General features: G+C 35.6%; 10 protein-coding genes. All 10 read right to left on the bottom strand.

Annotation, left to right across the window (positions count from 1 at the left end):
• Window positions 1-10: 10 nt before the first annotated feature.
• The 10 genes from HNQ90_RS11140 to HNQ90_RS11185 all read right to left on the bottom strand — a co-directional run bounded on the left by HNQ90_RS11140 (window position 11) and on the right by HNQ90_RS11185 (window position 17,712).
• Window positions 11-1,465, bottom strand: coding sequence for a protein-transmembrane prediction (locus HNQ90_RS11140; RefSeq protein WP_183822340.1), 1,455 nt, complete (start codon window positions 1,463-1,465; stop codon window positions 11-13).
• A 19-nt stretch (window positions 1,466-1,484) separates the two neighbouring features.
• Complete coding sequence (locus HNQ90_RS11145) at window positions 1,485-2,399, bottom strand: hypothetical protein (protein WP_144116236.1); 915 nt, start codon at window positions 2,397-2,399, stop codon at window positions 1,485-1,487.
• Between the two features lie 2 nt (window positions 2,400-2,401).
• Window positions 2,402-3,835 (bottom strand): hypothetical protein, encoded by a 1,434-nt coding sequence (locus tag HNQ90_RS11150; protein WP_144116235.1) that lies wholly within the window; start codon window positions 3,833-3,835, stop codon window positions 2,402-2,404.
• A gap of 31 nt (window positions 3,836-3,866) precedes the next feature.
• Window positions 3,867-5,240 carry a 3-keto-disaccharide hydrolase gene (locus HNQ90_RS11155; protein ID WP_144116234.1) on the bottom strand — a complete coding sequence of 458 codons (1,374 nt, stop codon included), beginning with the start codon at window positions 5,238-5,240 and terminating at the stop codon, window positions 3,867-3,869.
• Window positions 5,241-5,242: 2 nt separating this feature from the next.
• On the bottom strand, window positions 5,243-6,772 hold the full coding sequence (locus HNQ90_RS11160) for a sulfatase-like hydrolase/transferase (RefSeq protein ID WP_206669645.1): 1,530 nt from the start codon (window positions 6,770-6,772) through the stop codon (window positions 5,243-5,245).
• A 3-nt stretch (window positions 6,773-6,775) separates the two neighbouring features.
• Window positions 6,776-9,415 carry a glycoside hydrolase family 31 protein gene (locus tag HNQ90_RS11165; protein WP_144116233.1) on the bottom strand — a complete coding sequence of 880 codons (2,640 nt, stop codon included), beginning with the start codon at window positions 9,413-9,415 and terminating at the stop codon, window positions 6,776-6,778.
• Window positions 9,416-9,447: 32 nt separating this feature from the next.
• Window positions 9,448-11,103 (bottom strand): glycoside hydrolase family 172 protein, encoded by a 1,656-nt coding sequence (locus HNQ90_RS11170; RefSeq protein ID WP_206669644.1) that lies wholly within the window; start codon window positions 11,101-11,103, stop codon window positions 9,448-9,450.
• Between the two features lie 130 nt (window positions 11,104-11,233).
• Entirely contained in the window at window positions 11,234-13,777 is a 2,544-nt protein-coding gene (locus HNQ90_RS11175) for a glycoside hydrolase family 95 protein (protein WP_144116232.1), read from the bottom strand.
• A gap of 203 nt (window positions 13,778-13,980) precedes the next feature.
• Complete coding sequence (locus HNQ90_RS11180) at window positions 13,981-14,907, bottom strand: prolyl oligopeptidase family serine peptidase (protein WP_144116231.1); 927 nt, start codon at window positions 14,905-14,907, stop codon at window positions 13,981-13,983.
• Window positions 14,908-14,967: 60 nt separating this feature from the next.
• Entirely contained in the window at window positions 14,968-17,712 is a 2,745-nt protein-coding gene (locus HNQ90_RS11185; protein ID WP_144116230.1) for an endo-acting ulvan lysase-like protein, read from the bottom strand.
• Window positions 17,713-17,723: the final 11 nt, after the last annotated feature.

Genomic DNA, 17,723 nt, shown 5'->3' on the forward strand with positions numbered 1-17,723 from the left:
TTATTTGTTTTTAATTCTTTCTTAATATTTTTTCAATAGTATTATTTTCTCCAAGATTGGTAATGTTCCCAAAGCTTTCAATGCTATTATTTTTCGACATATCTCCAATAATAACAGGATATTCGGTTTCATTTCTAATAGAAATATTTGAGGCTTGATATGTTTTGTCTCCAAAATACTCATTGAAATTTCCCCCATAACCTTCTGGAACTCCCGGATAACTAGTGGTTAGAAACTCAAAACGCGCCTTATAACCAACTACTATTGGCCTTAGTGTATTATCAATTTGACCTTTATAATTTGCTCGCTTTAGCGTTATATTATGACCACGCCCTTTTATTGCAGCAAATACATGATTACCAACCGCATGTGGCGCTGGCAACACTGTAAGATCTATTTTTTGATTTGACACTTTATCGAAATGCATATAAAGCAATGGACCATATGCCGCATTACCTTTACAGTTAATTAACTCGCCGCCATTATTTAAGGAATACCCTTCTACAACACAATCTAAAACAGTACTGTTACTCACTTTAACATCTCCTTTTGCCATATAAAGTTTTATACCGCCTCGGCATTTAACAACTTTACAATTTTCTACCGTTACCGAACCAGGAATATTATAGGCACGTATGCCATCTTCCGTGAGGTTAAACATAACATCTCGCGGAATAGGAAGCCCTTTCATTTGCCCTAAAGGCATTTTGTAATCGAATCGTTTTGGTAAATCGCCATCATTAGTTTCTTTGTAGGTATCGTTACTTGGGCGCACCGCACCTTCAATATATGAGTTTTTAATTAGGGTTTTATCGGCATTTTTCTGCATATAAATAACATGACCAAATGCGCGATGTTGAAACTCGCAGTTATCCACTGTGTTGCCAACACCTGTAATTAATAAAGCACAGCGTTTATCTAAACCTGTAGCATTACCTCTACCAATACCATACATATTGCCATAACCATAGGGAAAGGAGCCTCTTACGGTTAACTTCACACCTTCAATGGTGTTTCCGTTACCCGAAACTCTAATATTAGCACCACCTTTAAGACCTTTTGCTAAGGTTTTTCTGTTTTGATTGTAGCTACCAAAATCGGTAACTTTGGTCATACCATTTTGATAAGTATCTTCAAAAACGCCTCCTGAAAGTTTATTGTTAGATCCAGTAAAATTAAAGTGAGCATCTTTACAAGTGCCCACAGGAAAATTAATATATACATCTTTAAGATTAATAGTATTATTAGAACCCGAACACACAATACTTCTTTCATCCTCTGGCAATTCGGTAATGATATAATTGCCAGGTTTCATTAAAATATTTTGATTACCACTTTTAACAGCATCTTTAAGTTCTGCAAGATTAGACACCTGTATCTCTACCCGCTTCATTTGATAGATATCTTGAAACGAAACAAACAGTAACGCGGGCAAAACTATTATAAAAAGTATTGTAGACTTCATTATTTGTGTATACCTTAATTTATTTAAAAACCGGATTTTCCATAATTTCTTTAGCTAACTCGGGGTTTGTTTTTTCAATACCGGTGAATAAATACACCACCATTCCTGCATCAGAAGGATCGAAATCACCTTTTTTAACACAAGTTTCTAATCTCGTATAAAGCCATTCCCAAGCGCCCTTTTTGTATGCTTTATTGTTTTGCGCCTCTGACGTTTTTATCCAATCGAATTTTTCTTTTGGAGCTCTTAATCCTTCATAATCATCACGTCCATTTTGATCTGTAATATGAATACATTTTAAACGCCCGCCTTCTTCACCCGAAAAAGCAGCCTTAATTTCTTTAAACGTCCAACCCGAATGGGTATCCCAATACTGTTTATGTGGTTTATCACTATGATTATCGTTCCAACCAGAATGCGAAATAAGGCTTACATATTGTCGTTTAGACACATCAGCACGATTAATAGCTTCGCCAACCACCTGCATTGGTCCTGCAGCAATAATAACTAAAGGGTTTTCTTCTGAAGATTTATTGATTTCATCTCGCAAAGCGTTGTAAGCAACCTCGGCATTATCGACAGCACAAATAAAGTTTGTATTATTAAAACCAAACCACTCGCCACATTTCAAAGCGCTTTCACGCATATGTTGATATGAATTTAAACCAGATTTTGAAGTTGGATGATCTTGATTACTTCCCCAAACGTGATCGCTATACGTATAAAGCACCAAATTATCTTGAAGACCTTTTGCTGCTACTAAAGCCAAACTTAAGGGCGTTGCAGCCCAATCGTCATGGTCATGCTCATTCCCATCAGAACTGATGGCAATTCTTCCTTTTCCTTGCCAAATAGGTGTTTGTGCAAAAACATTCCCCATATTAAACATGGAAATAATTAATCCGCAAGTAATAACAAACCGTCTATTTTTCATGCCTATTTAATTTGTTTAATTTTATTATTAGTTCCTAAATCTGAAACCTCACCCATAGATTTACCCTTGACATTACTACTCTTTGCTGATAAAAATATTGGATAATTAGTTAGATTATTTATCTTAAAGCTTCCGCCTTTAAAATCGTTTTGATGCGGAAAATTTCCATTTTTTAAACGAATATTTCCTTTATCGCCACCAACTTTAATACGCAATCCTTCTTGCACTGCTTCATCTGAACCACGCAATGTAATTTCATGACCACTTCCGCCTATATAAGCTACACTACCTGAACCATTGTAATACGGGTCTGTTGCCGGAATAATTGTAATATCGGCATTGTAATTTTTATCGTTCTCATAGGTAGAGGAATACACTGGTCCGAAAGCACAATCTGCCTTACAATCTACCACTGTTCCAGATCCTAATGAATAACCATTTTCGCAACCAATAATGGTACAACCTTTAACATATTTCTTTCCTATGGCATGCGACAATGTAACGCCTGTACGCATATATTTTATAGTACAATTTAATACCGTTGGGTTGGATGTGCCTCTTTTATAAACCTTACCATCAATTATAGTTTCGCCAGCATTATACGCTCTAATTCCTGCTTCACCGGTGCTTAACATATAGCCTTTTGGTAATTTATAGCCCCACACGGTCATAAAATTAACATCGAATGCTGGACCAGAAGTTTCTGCCAACATATCGTCGGTTTTACGAACTTCTCCTTCAACAACACAACCTTCAATAATAGGATTGCTAGCTGCTTGTGTAAAAATACAATGCCCGTAACTTCTGTGAATAAATGTAGAATTCTTAAGTTGATTAGATTCGCCACGAATTAAGCACGCACTGTGTTTTCTATGTTTTATTACCACTTTACCACCTTTACCAAAAGCATCGCCATAACCATAAGGAAAAGATCCTTTTGTGGTTACATGAAAGCCTTCAATTCTGTTGTGAGAACCATCCATTACAATGTTAGTGGCACGCCTTGTTGGAGCATCATGAACCGAACCATTATCTACCATGGTTAAGTTTTTAAGCACGTTATTATTACCAATAATTTGAAGTTCATTAACCTGATTCTTACCAAAGGACTGAAGTACTTTAGTATCAATACTTATTGTTACATCGGTAAAATCATAAGTACTATTATTACCTTCAAAAAGGAGTAATACGCTACTGGTGTTTTTCAACTTCATTTCCTTTTTATACAATCCTTTCTTTACATCGGCTGCTGTTATGGTATAATCGCCTGGTGCTAACGTAACCTCGACATTATCCTTTTCTAAATAAGGCATTAATTCACTTAATGAATTTACTATGGTTTGGGCATTTACATTAGTTAAACCTAACACCAAAATCAGCAGTAAAAATATCTTAGCCACTTTATAATTATAGTTAAACACGCTTTTAATCTTCATATCTACTCTTTTTTATTATTTATTTTTAAACCTAAAGTTCCTTAATTTTTATTTTTCTATAAATTACTTCTGCATATTCAGCTTGCAAAGCAATAAATCCAGATGTAAGAGATAAACCGCCATAGGTAGCATTTTTAATTTCATTTATTAAAACGCCATTTAAATAATACTTAGCCGAATTTCCTCGAACTTTAAGCAAAACCTTATTCCAGCCTGGTTTTTCTTCATCGCTCCATTTTTTTGAGCTACTATAATCTCTTCTTTTTATTTTTATAATTTCTCCATTTTTTAAAACATCGCAATGCGCCCCCATAATATTCCATAAATCGCCACAATCTCCTTCCTGTATTTGATATTCTAAACTTGGTGGCCACGCATAAGTCCCTATTGGACAATGGTACAAAAGACCTGCATCGCGGATTTTTTCTAAACGAGGTTCAAAGCGGCGTTCGCCCCATTTAAATTCGAATTTTAAATCGTAGTCTTTATAAGCCTTTTTTGTAACAGCTATTCCATAAGGCGCTGCTGTTTTCGGCCACTTGTACATGGCCTTAAGCTTTTTTCCGGTAAACTCGAACATGGCGTTTGCTTCCTCTTTTGTAGCATTACCATGCACTATAAAATCGTAATTAGGACCTGCTTCATTGGTGTTTTCAAAAAGATCAATCCATTTATTTGGTTTAGATGATCTTATATGATTCAAGTCTCTTACTCTAATATTTTTAAAAGCCACTGGCCCGTGTCCACCTTGTAAACGAAACGGTGCACTTGCAATTTCGGTTTCGGATAGGGCGCCTTTTGTTGGTCCGGACAATTCAATATTTTCATGAATAACGACTCCGTTAAGAATGACTTTATCGAATCTTGCATTTTTTACCTTTTCGCCTAAATCATTAAATTTTGCAGCCTTAAAAATCACATCCAATTCCTGCCATTCACCAGGTGCTTTACTAGCATTTGTTCTTGGAGCAAAACCACCATAACCTCTTTCTGCCTCTGGCTTAGTTTGATCCCAACGTTGTTGAATGCCTCCACAATCGTAAAAGGTAAGTCCTGTGACTCCCCAACTATCAAACAATTGAATTTCATATCTGCTTTGTATATAAATACCCGAATTAGAACCTTTAGGTAGCATAAATTCTAAATGAATTTCGACATCTTGATATTCCTTTTTTGAAACCAAGTACTTTGCCTTACCGTTTTCGCCATTTACAAAAATCCCCTCGCCAGAAGAAAAACTGAATTTTTGAGTATTTAATGAATCTAGCTGAATCGTTTCTGCTTCAACCCACTCGCCATTAGATGGTTTAAATTCATTTAAAGACTTCAGGCTAATTTGCGAAAAAACGAAATTATTAAAACTAATTACTAAAATTAACAGGCATATTTTCAGATAAAACTTCATTTTTATTTGATTGCTTTTTGATACAAATATTCGGTTTGTTTTCGGAATTTTTTAAGTTCCTTCTTATATTCTGGGTTTGTAGCCAGATTATTTTGCTCCAACGGATCGTTTTCTACATCGTATAGCTCTTCAATTTTTGGATTATGCTCATAATACACGAAATATTTCCATTTTTTAGTACGAACACCACGAGCTCTGTATGACTTGTTTTCGCTTACTAACTTCTCATTAATGGCATCGGCATTAGGATTTGCTCTAGCTTTAAACATGTCGACTAAAAACAAATCTTCCATAAATACAGTATCCCGCCATTGACTCATGTCCTGAGTTTGATTTAAAACGCCTGTAATATCCTTTCCTTGCATACTTTCAGTAGGCTTTAAACCTGCTAAGGACACTATAGTTGATGCCATATCAACTGAAGATATAAGTGCATTTTCTCTGCGTTTTTGCTTTGTCGCATCCATACGACCATCATAAATAATGAGTGGTGCTTTTACAGCTTCATCATAAAGCAAGCATTTATCGAATAAGCCGTGGGTTCCTTGAAAGCGTCCGTTATCACTAGTATAAATTATAATTGTATTTTCTAGTAAGCCTTTTGTTTTTAATTTTTCTATTAAAAGCCCAACTTGATCATCGACCGAGTAACCCTGAGTTGCAAACCGTCGCACCAAACGTTGGTATTGTTCTTGCTTTGCAGTGCGCTGGCGGTGTAAATACACACCTCTGGCATTTTCTTTTACAACTTTTGGTAATTTTTCATTTTCGCCTTCTACATAGTTATTTGGCACCGAGAAATCGACATCTTTAAATTGCTCAAAATCTGGCATATACATATCTTTATTAGCATCATGTTTTACCGCATAAAAGCTTACCGATAAACAAAACGGCTTATCTTTAGGTTGTGTATCTATAAAACGCTGCATAGCCTCGCCTGTTCGCAATGTTCTACCTGAGTTTTCGCGCCCGGGTTTATAAATATCTTGTAATTGTGTATCGTTTTCTGGCCAAAAAACAAAGCCTTTATCATCGCGAGTTTCACTACCCGCAAAAAAATCGAAAGTAGTCCCCATGTTTTCCTTGTAAAAATGTTTTTTGGGTGTACTTGGTCGGGTAGTTTCTTGGGTAACAGTAAAACCAACTTTACCAATAAACCCTGTTCTATAACCTGCTTTTTTTAGCATAGCGGGATAACTTTTAGAAAAATCCGCTTGCGATAAAGTGTAATCATCTGGAGCTACGAACCCAACACGGTGGTTGGAGTTATAACGGCCCGTCATCATGGTAACACGACTTGGCATACAAATAGCAACAGCGTAATAAGCATTATCGAATACTACGCCTTCGCTAGCTAGCTTATCTATATTTGGTGTATAAAACTCTGGTCGGCCATAACACCCCATATTATCCCAACGCTGATCGTCGGTCATTAAAAAAATAATATTAGGCTGTTTATTTTGGGCTAAACTTTTAAACAGCATTCCAAAATTGGATAACAAACAGACTAATACAAATAAACTTTTATTCATTTTTTAAAATTGAATGGTTAATTCTTCACCCGTGAAAAACTGTTGGTCTCCACTTCGTTTACCTATCATTTGAAAAGTGAATTCTAAAGGCGTCTCTTCAAAATCATAATAGACACCATCTCCTTGTTTAACGGTTAAGGTTTTATTTTCTTCTGAATACATAAATTCAATTTCAGAATACGTGCCTTGTTCATAATTATAAGATTCACCATCATCTAAATACAAAGTATATTCGGCATCTTCTCCTGGATAAATTAAAATGCTAGTGGGTTTCTTTGTTCTTTCATTTGCATATTGCACCTTTGGTCCTATAGGTAAAATACTTCCTGCTTTTACAAGCAAAGGCATTTCATCAAATGGTGTATTTACCGTTATTGCCGCATTACCTTCTACTTTTTCATTATTCCAATAATTATACCAAGTGCCTTTTGGTAAATACATCTGTTTAGTGCGTTGTTGGTATTCTGTAACGACACCAACCATTATAGACTCACCAAACATGAATTGGTCTTTGATACCCCAAGTGCTTTTATCATTTGGATATTGATAGACTAAAGGGGCCATTAGCAGCTTGCCTTCTATTGTAACTTTCCAAGCTTCAGAATAGATGTAAGGCATTAATTGATATCGAATATCTATAAATTTGCGAGCCATATCTTCAAATTCTTGTCCGTATCTCCAAATTTCAGTTTCAGATTTATACCCGTGAATTCTAAAAACAGGACTAAACGCACCAAACTGAAACCAACGTGTAAGCAACTCGATAAACTCTGGGTTGGTATACTGATTATCGTATTGCGGATTTATAGATTTTGAATCTCTAAAAAAGCCACCAATATCGTGTGTCCAGTAAGGAACACCTGCCATTGTAAAGTTAAGACCCGCCGAAATTTGTTCTTCTAATTGCTCCCAAGACGCTTCCACATCACCAGACCAAGACGTCGCACCGTAACGTTGTTGTCCTGCATAAGCGGATCGTGTTAAGTTAAAGACACGTTGATTAGGAAACTCTTTTCTCCGGCCTTCGTACATAGCTCGTGTAACCTCTAATGAATATGGGTTTTGTACCTCTTCAAAACGACCAACCGCCGTCATTTGTGTAGCATCTGTAACTCCTTCTGGTTCAGTGCCATCTAACCAAATAGAACTTACACCGTTGTGAAACATGGAGTCGCTAATCATGCGGTAAAAGCGCTCGCTTACACCAGCATCATAAACATCGATATAATTACTACTTTTAATTTTTTTAAGCTCGTATTTTTCCTCTAGTGCTGCGTTTTTAACTTCGGGCCAAACAGAAACCATAAGTTTTAAATTCATTTTGGTAATTTCATCTACCATAGCTTTTGGATCTGGGTATTTTGCACGATCCCACTCTGGACCTTTTGTGCCTTTTGGCCAATAAAACCAATCTTGCACTATATTATCGAATGGAATTTCGCGAGCTCTCATTTCGTTTGCATTTTCTAACAGCTCCTCTTGGTTGTGGTAACGCTCTCTACATTGCCAAAATCCGTAGGCACTTTTTGCAAACATAGGCGCCTTACCAGTTAAATTTTGATATTCTGAAATTATAGCTTCTGGATTTTCACCTTGTACCAAGTAGTAATCAATAGCATTACCTTGTGTACTGCTAAAAACGGTTTTATTAAAATCGGGTTCGTTATAAAATAGTTTACCAGGTATTTTTGCTCCAGTATTTTGAAACACCACTTTGTAAGTTTTACCAGCTTTTAAATGTTTTTTACCTGAATATCGACGTGGCATCCAAATGGTAGAATAGTTTATTACGGGATCGCCATCAATACTAACCTTAATTTCCCCGCGCATTCTGCCATGGTTATCGCTTAATGCTAAAAAGGTATATTCTCCTGTTTTTGTTGGCGTAAATGTGGTTTCGCGAATGTTTTTCTCTACATTTTCTTTTGAAATATGAGCAGCGACATCTTCTTTTTCGCCTTCAACTTCAACTTTTTTAGTATTATTTTCTTGAGAAACACTTCCCGCTGAAGCAAATTCAATTTCATTTTCAGGTTTATTAAAATCAGTTAGACTGTAGTTATGCCAATAAATCCCGTATCCCTTAGTAGATACTAAAAACGGAACCGCAATTTCTTGATTGTATTGTTGCAAACGAATAGGTACATTTTTCCAGTTCATTATTCCACTCTGAAACTGTCCTAAGCCATATAAAGCTTCGTCTCCTGCAACAAAAGCTTGCGAGACTTTATTTTCTGCTTTTGGGGTTGCGGTAATGTATGTTAACTCGTTAGTTTCAGTAACCAAATTTTGATTATCCTTGTTTTGATATTCAATAACACCGTTAGCATGTACAAATACATTTAGCGCGCTAGTACTAATGGTTAAAGCATCTTCTGCATCTACTAATTCCCAATCTACATTTTGAGGTTCTAAAACGGTTACATAATCTGGTAGACTTGTATGCTCGCTACCTACTTTTATTTTATTAACATGAATTATAGCCGCATTAACCACTTCTATTGAAATAACAATGCTATCCTGATTAATAGTTACACCATTTTCTGTTTTTTCAAACTTGTGCTTAAACTTTGGTTGGCAACTTGCCAGTAATACCACTAAAACTATGAGATTAATGACATTGAATTTCTTTATGCTTTTCATGTAATATAAAGTTAGTTTGGTTGTTTGTTGTTTTATTTTTTATTGTTTGGAAAGTCTTTAGGCAGCGGCGGCACATTTAAAACCTCTTTTTCTTTATTTACTCTGTTTGACGTTGTTTCTCTATCTCCATACCAATATACACCAACACCATAGCCCATTTCGCAATCTGTCCAACTCCATACTTCCATATCCAATTGCAAAGCACTACTAAATGGCATAACATCTAAAGCACGAGTTCTTGTTTCTGTGCTGTAGCCAGAAGTATTTTTCCCTTTGGTTCCTTGCGGTTTTCTATTTAACTTATTGTACACATTGCATTTTGGTTGTGCGTGAAATGGATGCTCGTAAAAATCAGTACTTTTCCCGCCCCATGAATATGCGTAATAATCTTCGGTGCCTGTGCCGAATATTGATGGAAAGTCTTCACCGTCCACCCAAATCTTTTCGTCGCCTTCTCCCCACCATCTTTTTACAGGATTCATAACCGTTAAAGCATCACCAACATAAACACCACGACCTTTTAGGGTTACATAATTCCAATCTGAAAATGGACGCGTAGCAACGGGATATTGCCCATTCCAAGCCGCATTAAAATACATGCTATCGTCATCCCATTCCCAAGCGCCTACTGTTGCTTTCAAATCTACTTTTATAGATTTCTTTCCTAAATTAATTACCGAAATTTTTCCTGATTTTTGATAAGGCATTACCCATCTAGACGTCATGGTTCCATCTCCGGAAACCGAAGTGTACCATCCATTAACGGGGTTTAAACCAATTCCTGAACCAAAAAAATCGCCTATAGGACACCATACTGTTTGCTGACCATCGAACTCTATTTTTAAAACTACAGTTCGTGTTATTTCCGGATTTTTATAATCATCTAACTTTAGGGTAAGTTCCTTTATAGCCGCATGACCTTCTGGTAATATTATCGATTTTTCTTTTTTAGTAGCCACTTTTCCTGATAGTGAAATGGTTTCTCCAATAGTTGTGCTTCTAGGATTTAACAATAAGTCCCCAACCTCTTTAGTTAAAGGCAAAGCTTTATCGAAATCTGCTTTAGTAAATGTTTTTATTGGTGTTAAATCATCATACGCTCTATAAGTGAATTGATAGAAGAATGGTTTTTTACTGGTTGTAATTTTGCAACCTTTAGCATAAGGAATTGGAAAAAACGATACAGCAGAGCGCAAAGATTGATGTGCTAAGGGATAAGGAATTAATCCTGTTCCATCTAACAATCCCAACATATTGCCCTCCAAAACAGGCTTGTCACTTCCATCTAAATACACTTTAATTATAATATCTGTATTTGGTTCCTGAGCACTTAAAAAAGGCATCCATGTACGCACAATGGCTCCAGGACCTACATGATCCATTAGCACCCATTCTTTTTGTCCATTTTTTTCTTCGGTTCTAATAAAATTATGGTCTTCGGGTTTTTCTTCTTTATTATAATCATGGTTATTAAACCAGCCTTCTGGTTCCGAAGGTGTTTTTGAAGCTCTGTTATAACTACTTTCTTGTTTTAGCTTAAAGTTGGCTTCCGGAAAACGGGCTACAGCATCTCTATCTACCATATCTGTTAGAAGCGATTCAATAGAAATTTGTTGCTTGTTTTGGGCTGAAAAAGTTAGCGTAATCATTAAAAAAGCAATACCTAATACAATTTTTGACGCTCTCATTTTTAATATTTATTTATACTGTTTTTAAGTTTTCCATTACATGATGAAGATGGTTTTAAAAACTAATTTTTAGATGCTAACTCACTTAGAAAAAAACCTCTTAATAGCTATAAAAAACATTTCTCGTTACTTATTTTTGAACTAAAATTATACGTTGTCCTGGTTCAGTTAACACATCATACTCAAATACAGATGGAACATTAAACTCACTTAAATTAGCCTTATTAGAAATTAATGGTTGTTTAATTTGAGGTATTTCATAGAATGCATTCTCGTTTTTTCCCTGGGCTATTTTCATGGCGTGATTGCTTTCAACTTTCAATTCCGAGTAGCTTCTAATTCTACAATTTCCACCAAGTTTCGATTTTATAATCGCTTTAACTACCGCTCCGTTTTTCCATTCTAACGAAACGATTTCAAAACCTCCTCTTGCTCTTAATCCTTTGGTATGGCCATTTTTCCAAACATCTGGTAAGGCTGGTATTAAATGAATAGCACCATCGTGACTCTGAACCAACATTTCGGTTAAACCCGAAGTAAACCCAAAATTTCCGTCAATTTGAAATGGCGGATGCGCATCTAGCATGTTTGCATAAGTTCCACCTCCTTTTGGAGAATCTGGTCGCCCAACTAATTTAATCTGTTCGCCCATTAATTTGTAGGCATGATTACCATCTAACAAACGCGCCCATAAATTAATTTTCCAGTTCATGGACCATCCTGTTGATGGGTCGCCTCTTTGAATTAAGGTGTTTTCTGCGCCTTGAAACAACTCTGGGTTTCGGTATGGTGAAATTAAATTTGAAGGATACAAGCCATATAAATGCGACACATGGCGGTGTTTATCCTCTGGATCGTCTAAATCCTGCATCCACTCTTGTAGCTGGTTGTGCTGTCCCACTTGCATTGGTGGTAATTTTAAAAGTGCCGCTTGCATGTTTTTAACTAAATCGGCATCAACATCCAACAATTTAGCTGCTGCAATAGTTTTGGTTAACATATCGAAAACCAATTGATTATCCATAGTGGTTCCTGCTTCAATATGCACATTTTTAGAGCGGATACTAGGACCGTGTTCTGGCGAAATGGTTGGCGAAATTATTAACCATCCATTTTCAGGCTCTTCAATTAAAAAGCTTAAACAGAATTGTGATGCTCCTTTCATGGCAGGATACACCGATTTTAAATACTCCAAATCGCCATTAAACATAAATTTATCCCATAAATGCTGACTTAACCATGTGCCTCCCGTTGGCCACATGCCCCAAGTAGCTCCATCTACAGGACCTGCAATTCGCCATAAATCGGTATTATGGTGGGTTACCCAACCATCGGCGCCATACATAACTTCTGCTGTTTCTTGTCCTGCAACCGATAAATCTTTTACTAACTCAATTAAAGGATCGTGCATTTCTGTAAGGTTGGTAACCTCTGCTGGCCAATAATTCATTTGAGTATTAATATTAACCGTATATGCACTTTTCCAAGGTGGTGTTAAATCTTTGTTCCAAATACCTTGTAAATTTGCGGCTTGCCCTCCTGGTTGCGATGAGGAAATTAATAAATACCTTCCAAATTGAAAATATAAGGCTGCCAACGAAGGGTCGAAACTGGAACTAAACTCTTTTATTCTTACATCTGTTAGTTTTTTAGATGCTTCAGAAGTTCCTAAATCTAGCGACACTCTATTAAAATAATGTTGATAATAATTTGTATGATCTTTTACTAACTGCTCGTAGTTTTTCTTTTCAGCTTCAGCTATAAATTTAGCAGCTTTTTTATGCGGATCTGCACTAATATCCTGATAGTTTATAAAGTTTGTAGCTATTGAAATGTAAAGCGTTACGCTATTAGCATTCCATACTTCTAATTGGTTATTGCTTGCCCTTACTTTTCCTCCAACAGGTACTATTTTTACTCTAGAATCAAATTCTACCTGCCCTTTAATGGCCGGCGAACTTTTTGGTAAACGTTTATTTTTATTATCGCTACAATAGCCCGTCATTACTAAAACATTATTATTTTCGGTAAAACATGAAACTTTTGCAGGCTCAGGGCGATCCATACTAGCAGCAAAACTGATTTTTCCGTTTTCGCTAGCTGTTAATTTCATTACGATTACTTGATCTGAAAAAGAGGTGAAAATTTCTCGTTTGTAAGTAACCCCATCAATAGTATAAAACGTATTATTAACTGCGTTTTCAATATCTAAAGTTCTCTTGTAATTGGTAACGTTTTTATGTCCTGAAAAATTTAAACGTAAGTTACCTACAGTTTCATAGGGCATTCCTGCCGAAGTTTCAGAAATAAATTTATTGTTCGCTAATTTATGAGCTTCATCATACTTACCGGCAAACAATAGTGCTCTAATTTCAGATAGTGCGGCCTTAGCATTCGGGTTATCGTTTCTATGTGGTCCTCCAGCCCAAAGCGTGCTTTCGTTTAATTGAATGTTTTCGTGTTCTGGATTGCCATAAACCATTGCACCTAACCGTCCATTTCCTAAAGGAAGTGCTTCATTCCAATTGGCTGCAGGGGCATCGTACCAAAGTACTAAACCGTCAGTTTTAGTTTGCTTTTCTTGTTCTAGGGTTTTACAGCTTAATAAAAGAGCTAAAACAGATAGTCCTAATACTATTTTGAATGGGTTCTTTTTTCCTGATTTAAATGCCATGTATGTATCCTTATTATCAATATTTTAATATTGATATCAAAATTAACATATAGTAGAATTTTAAATATAAATTATAGTCCATTTCATATAAACTATTACTTATAAAGGTTATGAATAGCCTATTTAGCATAAACGAGAAGTGTTGCTAACTCGTTTTATATTTTCAGGTTGAAATAATTTAAATTCATTAAAAAAAGCGATCATTATTTAATATGCGAAAGAATAAATTTAGTAGCGTAATCATTAAGTTCCTCTATTGAAGGTGAAATGTTTTTCCCATTAAAACTATGGCCTGCATTTTTAATGGTTAGCAACTCGACATCGGCTTTTTTCTGTTTTGCAACCTCCATCATATAGGTGGAATTGACTATTGGTAAGGTTGTGTCTTTATCGCCGTGTATTAATAGTATTGGAAGACTATTTTTTTTTAATAGTTCTGTTGGACTAAGCAATCTTGCCAATTCTGGTTTCTCGCTTAAAGGTGCACCTAAAAGCCTAACAAAAAGTTCTCCATCTTCAAAAATAGAATTGGGTCTAATATCTGGATAAACACACGATGTAAATGGAAAATAAGACACTATACATTTAAACTTAGGATTACAACGCGATAAATCTGAATCGCCTTTAAAATCGGAGTTTTTACCCAAAGCCGTAACTAAACTAAGGTGCCCACCGGCTGAACCTCCCCAAATACCATAGTTTTTTTTATCTAACTTATATTGTTTTGCATTTTCTAGAAGAAACCTAGCGGCATCTTTAGCATCTACCGCAGAATCGTAGGCGTTAGAGTTACCACGAGCCAATCGGTACTGTATGGTAGCACAAACAACACCATTTTCTAGAAGAGATTTTAAAGTTCCTAAAAAAGCTTTTTTTAGCACTTTATACTTACTTCCACCAGCCCATCCACCGCCATGAACATGCATCATCCATGGGTTTTTCGCCTTCATTTTAGCTGCATCTGGATAGAAAATAATCATGTCCAACTCTTGTCCATCTACTGTTTTATAAACTACCGTTTTTTGGTTAGAAAACGTTTTTAAAATTTCTTTTTCTTCAGGTGTTTGTGCATACATTAAAGATTGCAACCCCAAAGAAGCTATGATAACTATTAAGCTTTGTCTTAACATGTTTCTTTATATATTTTAATTACGGTTTAAAAATTTTTAAATTCAAAAAAGCTATTTCTTCTAAAAATTAATTATTCTGAAATCGCCTACCTTAAACTCTCTTTCTTTTTTATTGTGTTTTATTATAACGGGAACCTCGTTATTTAACCACAGTTTGCCATTTTTCACTTCTAAAACCACATTTCCCATTTGTTTCGTGGTTATTTTAAAGTCACTATTTTCTAATAAATTGCCATTAGCCATAAACAAAATAGTATTTCCTTTATTTTCTTTACCAACTAAAGCATAATGGGCATTTGTTGATATCCCTTTATATTTAGCCATTTTTTGATTTTTTGAAGAGAACACTAAATCTTCTCTACCCGATTTATTTGTAATTTTTAAGCCAACAAACTCTTTTCCGTTGTTTTCATCTTCAAAACAATGTATTGCTGTTATACTTTTACCTTCGGTTGAAGTAAAGGGCTCGAAAACCGAAACAAATGGACGTTCCCAAGCTTCGCCATATTGACGGGCAGCAAAAGTTAAATACGGTTTTTTATCGACCTCGTAAGGTATAACATGATTTCCTTTAAAAGCTTTGTTTGGTGGTGATTTTAAAGAAAATATTTCTCTATTTTCTGATCCCATCATCCATAGATTCATAAACACATCTTCTTCGCCATCTGGTCTATCAATTTTCCATTGCACTTGATAATCCTTATTGGTTTTAATTGATTTTTTATCCCATTGATAATCGAAAGCATACAAGTAACCACCTGCAAAAGCCATTTCATCTGTAGGCTCTAAGTTTAAAGGTTTTCCTGAAGCATCTAAAACGTCCATGGTTTGCCCTAAATTATGATAAAAATAATCATGAAATTTATCGCCTTTACGTTGTTTTCTAGAACGGAAAATATCAATATAATACCCTGTAGTTTCACCCGTTTTTATGGTACTAACAATTCTGCTTTGATCGCTACGTGTTTCTGGTTCTAGAAAATAAACATCGGAATAGGTTATGTTTGAATAATAGCCCGTTTTCTTTTCGGCCTTTGGATATTCACCCATTAAATCGAATGCATGATTGCTAAACATTTCGGTATATGATGAAACACCATCTACCATTACCGTATTATGTGCCGGAAACTGCGAGTAGAACTCTAAATAAATAGGTTGTAAATAGCCAGCGCCTTTTCCTGGATCGGCTCCTTGTACAAAGCCTTTTCCGTACAGTTCTAAATTAATACCATTAGCATGCATGTGGTTACCAAGAGAGGCATTTAAAGAGGCCATTAAACCATGTTTTCCTGTTCCCATACGTTGAACATGCCAGCTAACATTAGGTGCGTAAAAGGTTTGAGTGATATAATCTTTAATATCTCCGGCTTTGTAATTTACATTAAACTCTAAAGGTTTACTTGCAAAGAATGATGATATACTAGCTTTGGGTTTTCTAGATTTTTTACTGGAATTTTCATCTATTTCGGTGAATAAACGGTACATGCCCGTAAATTCCTTTTCTAGAGCCGTATTACCATTACTTTGCGCCACTCGAATTAGGTTTGTCATAGCCTCTGTACCAATACCTGTATAGTTAGAATCGCCAAAAGCCACTGCTTGTCCATTAGGAAAAAGGTACTGCGGCAACATTTTAACTGCCTTTTCCATAACAGGCATATATGGCAAAATATTATGATTAAAGGTATTATCGAAATCTTTAATAAAGGCTGTTAAATCTTTAGTTACACCTTGCGAATACCCTGGACATTCTGCCCAAACCCCATTAGTTTTATCGTAACCAAAATCTAAAAATTTATTTAAGGACCATTGGCGCGTAGAGGTTTTGTTTAAGATATAATCGATATAGTATTCGCGACCTTTTTTATCTTCATAATTTTCATTATTCTGAAGTACCATAGCTGCTTTTAAGATAATTTTAGCTTGGTGTAAATTCCAGTTATTTTGTGGTACGCCGTTTTTTATAATTTGGTCGGTCCAGCGTTTAATAGTCGTTTCATACATTGCCATATTTCCGGAATGCTTGTCTTCAACATAGCCATGTAAAAAATCGTAAAGTTCGGCAACATCAATAAGTACGTGTTCGTGTATAACTTGAAAGTTTGTAAAACCCACTAAGGTTTGTATATGGCCATTAAGCAAATCGATTGGTTCGCTTCTATACGACATGCCTTCTAAATACGTGTGAACAATATCGTAAGCAAATTTAGCATAGCGTTCATCCTTTTCTAGCCAATAAATAAAAGCAGCATCTCTAGCTAAACCTAAAATATTAGCATTAATAGAATAAATAATTCTTCCGGTTTTAGACGGATGCACCCACTCGAAAGGATGACCTTCTTTACTTTTATTAGGATAATACAAACCACGAGGATCGTCCATGTATGGCAACACATCTTCCAACTTAGGTGTTCCGTAAGGTGTTGTATAATCTCTAGACCCTACAAAACGAACCGTTGGCACGGGCGCTTCACCATCGGCATGTGAGTAATTTATGCCATTAACATAAATATTAGTCGCCTTGGTTTTCCAATGCATTTGCAAACGAGACACCATCCATTCTGGATCATTAACATGTTGTTCCACATAAGCATCAATACGATTATGAATGCCTTTTAAAACATCTTGAGCCCAAGATTCATTTTTAATTGTTTTTTCTAAATCTTTTTTACCACTTTCTGTAATATACAAACGCGGGTAACCTTCCTCTAGATTAGTTGGAAGTGGAATAGTTGAATTGACCTGAGCATTTGCCAAAGGCATTGCACAAATAAGAATTGTTAGGGTGATAAATTGCTTTAACATTTTTTAAATTT

Origin of the sequence: Algibacter amylolyticus (genome assembly GCF_014202225.1) — a bacterium.
Taxonomy (GTDB): domain Bacteria; phylum Bacteroidota; class Bacteroidia; order Flavobacteriales; family Flavobacteriaceae; genus Algibacter_B; species Algibacter_B amylolyticus.

Bases quoted from the DNA above. Each gene is read 5' to 3' on its own strand.
- HNQ90_RS11145 (WP_144116236.1), bottom strand. From the start codon at position 2,399: ATGAAAAATAGACGGTTTGTTATTACTTGCGGATTAATTATTTCCATG.
- HNQ90_RS11185 (WP_144116230.1), bottom strand. From the start codon at position 17,712: ATGTTAAAGCAATTTATCACCCTAACAATTCTTATTTGTGCAATGCCT.
- HNQ90_RS11140 (WP_183822340.1), bottom strand. From the start codon at position 1,465: ATGAAGTCTACAATACTTTTTATAATAGTTTTGCCCGCGTTACTGTTT.
- HNQ90_RS11155 (WP_144116234.1), bottom strand. From the start codon at position 5,240: ATGAAGTTTTATCTGAAAATATGCCTGTTAATTTTAGTAATTAGTTTT.
- HNQ90_RS11165 (WP_144116233.1), bottom strand. From the start codon at position 9,415: ATGAAAAGCATAAAGAAATTCAATGTCATTAATCTCATAGTTTTAGTG.
- HNQ90_RS11175 (WP_144116232.1), bottom strand. From the start codon at position 13,777: ATGGCATTTAAATCAGGAAAAAAGAACCCATTCAAAATAGTATTAGGA.
- HNQ90_RS11160 (WP_206669645.1), bottom strand. From the start codon at position 6,772: ATGAATAAAAGTTTATTTGTATTAGTCTGTTTGTTATCCAATTTTGGA.
- HNQ90_RS11150 (WP_144116235.1), bottom strand. From the start codon at position 3,835: ATGAAGATTAAAAGCGTGTTTAACTATAATTATAAAGTGGCTAAGATA.
- HNQ90_RS11180 (WP_144116231.1), bottom strand. From the start codon at position 14,907: ATGTTAAGACAAAGCTTAATAGTTATCATAGCTTCTTTGGGGTTGCAA.
- HNQ90_RS11170 (WP_206669644.1), bottom strand. From the start codon at position 11,103: ATGAGAGCGTCAAAAATTGTATTAGGTATTGCTTTTTTAATGATTACG.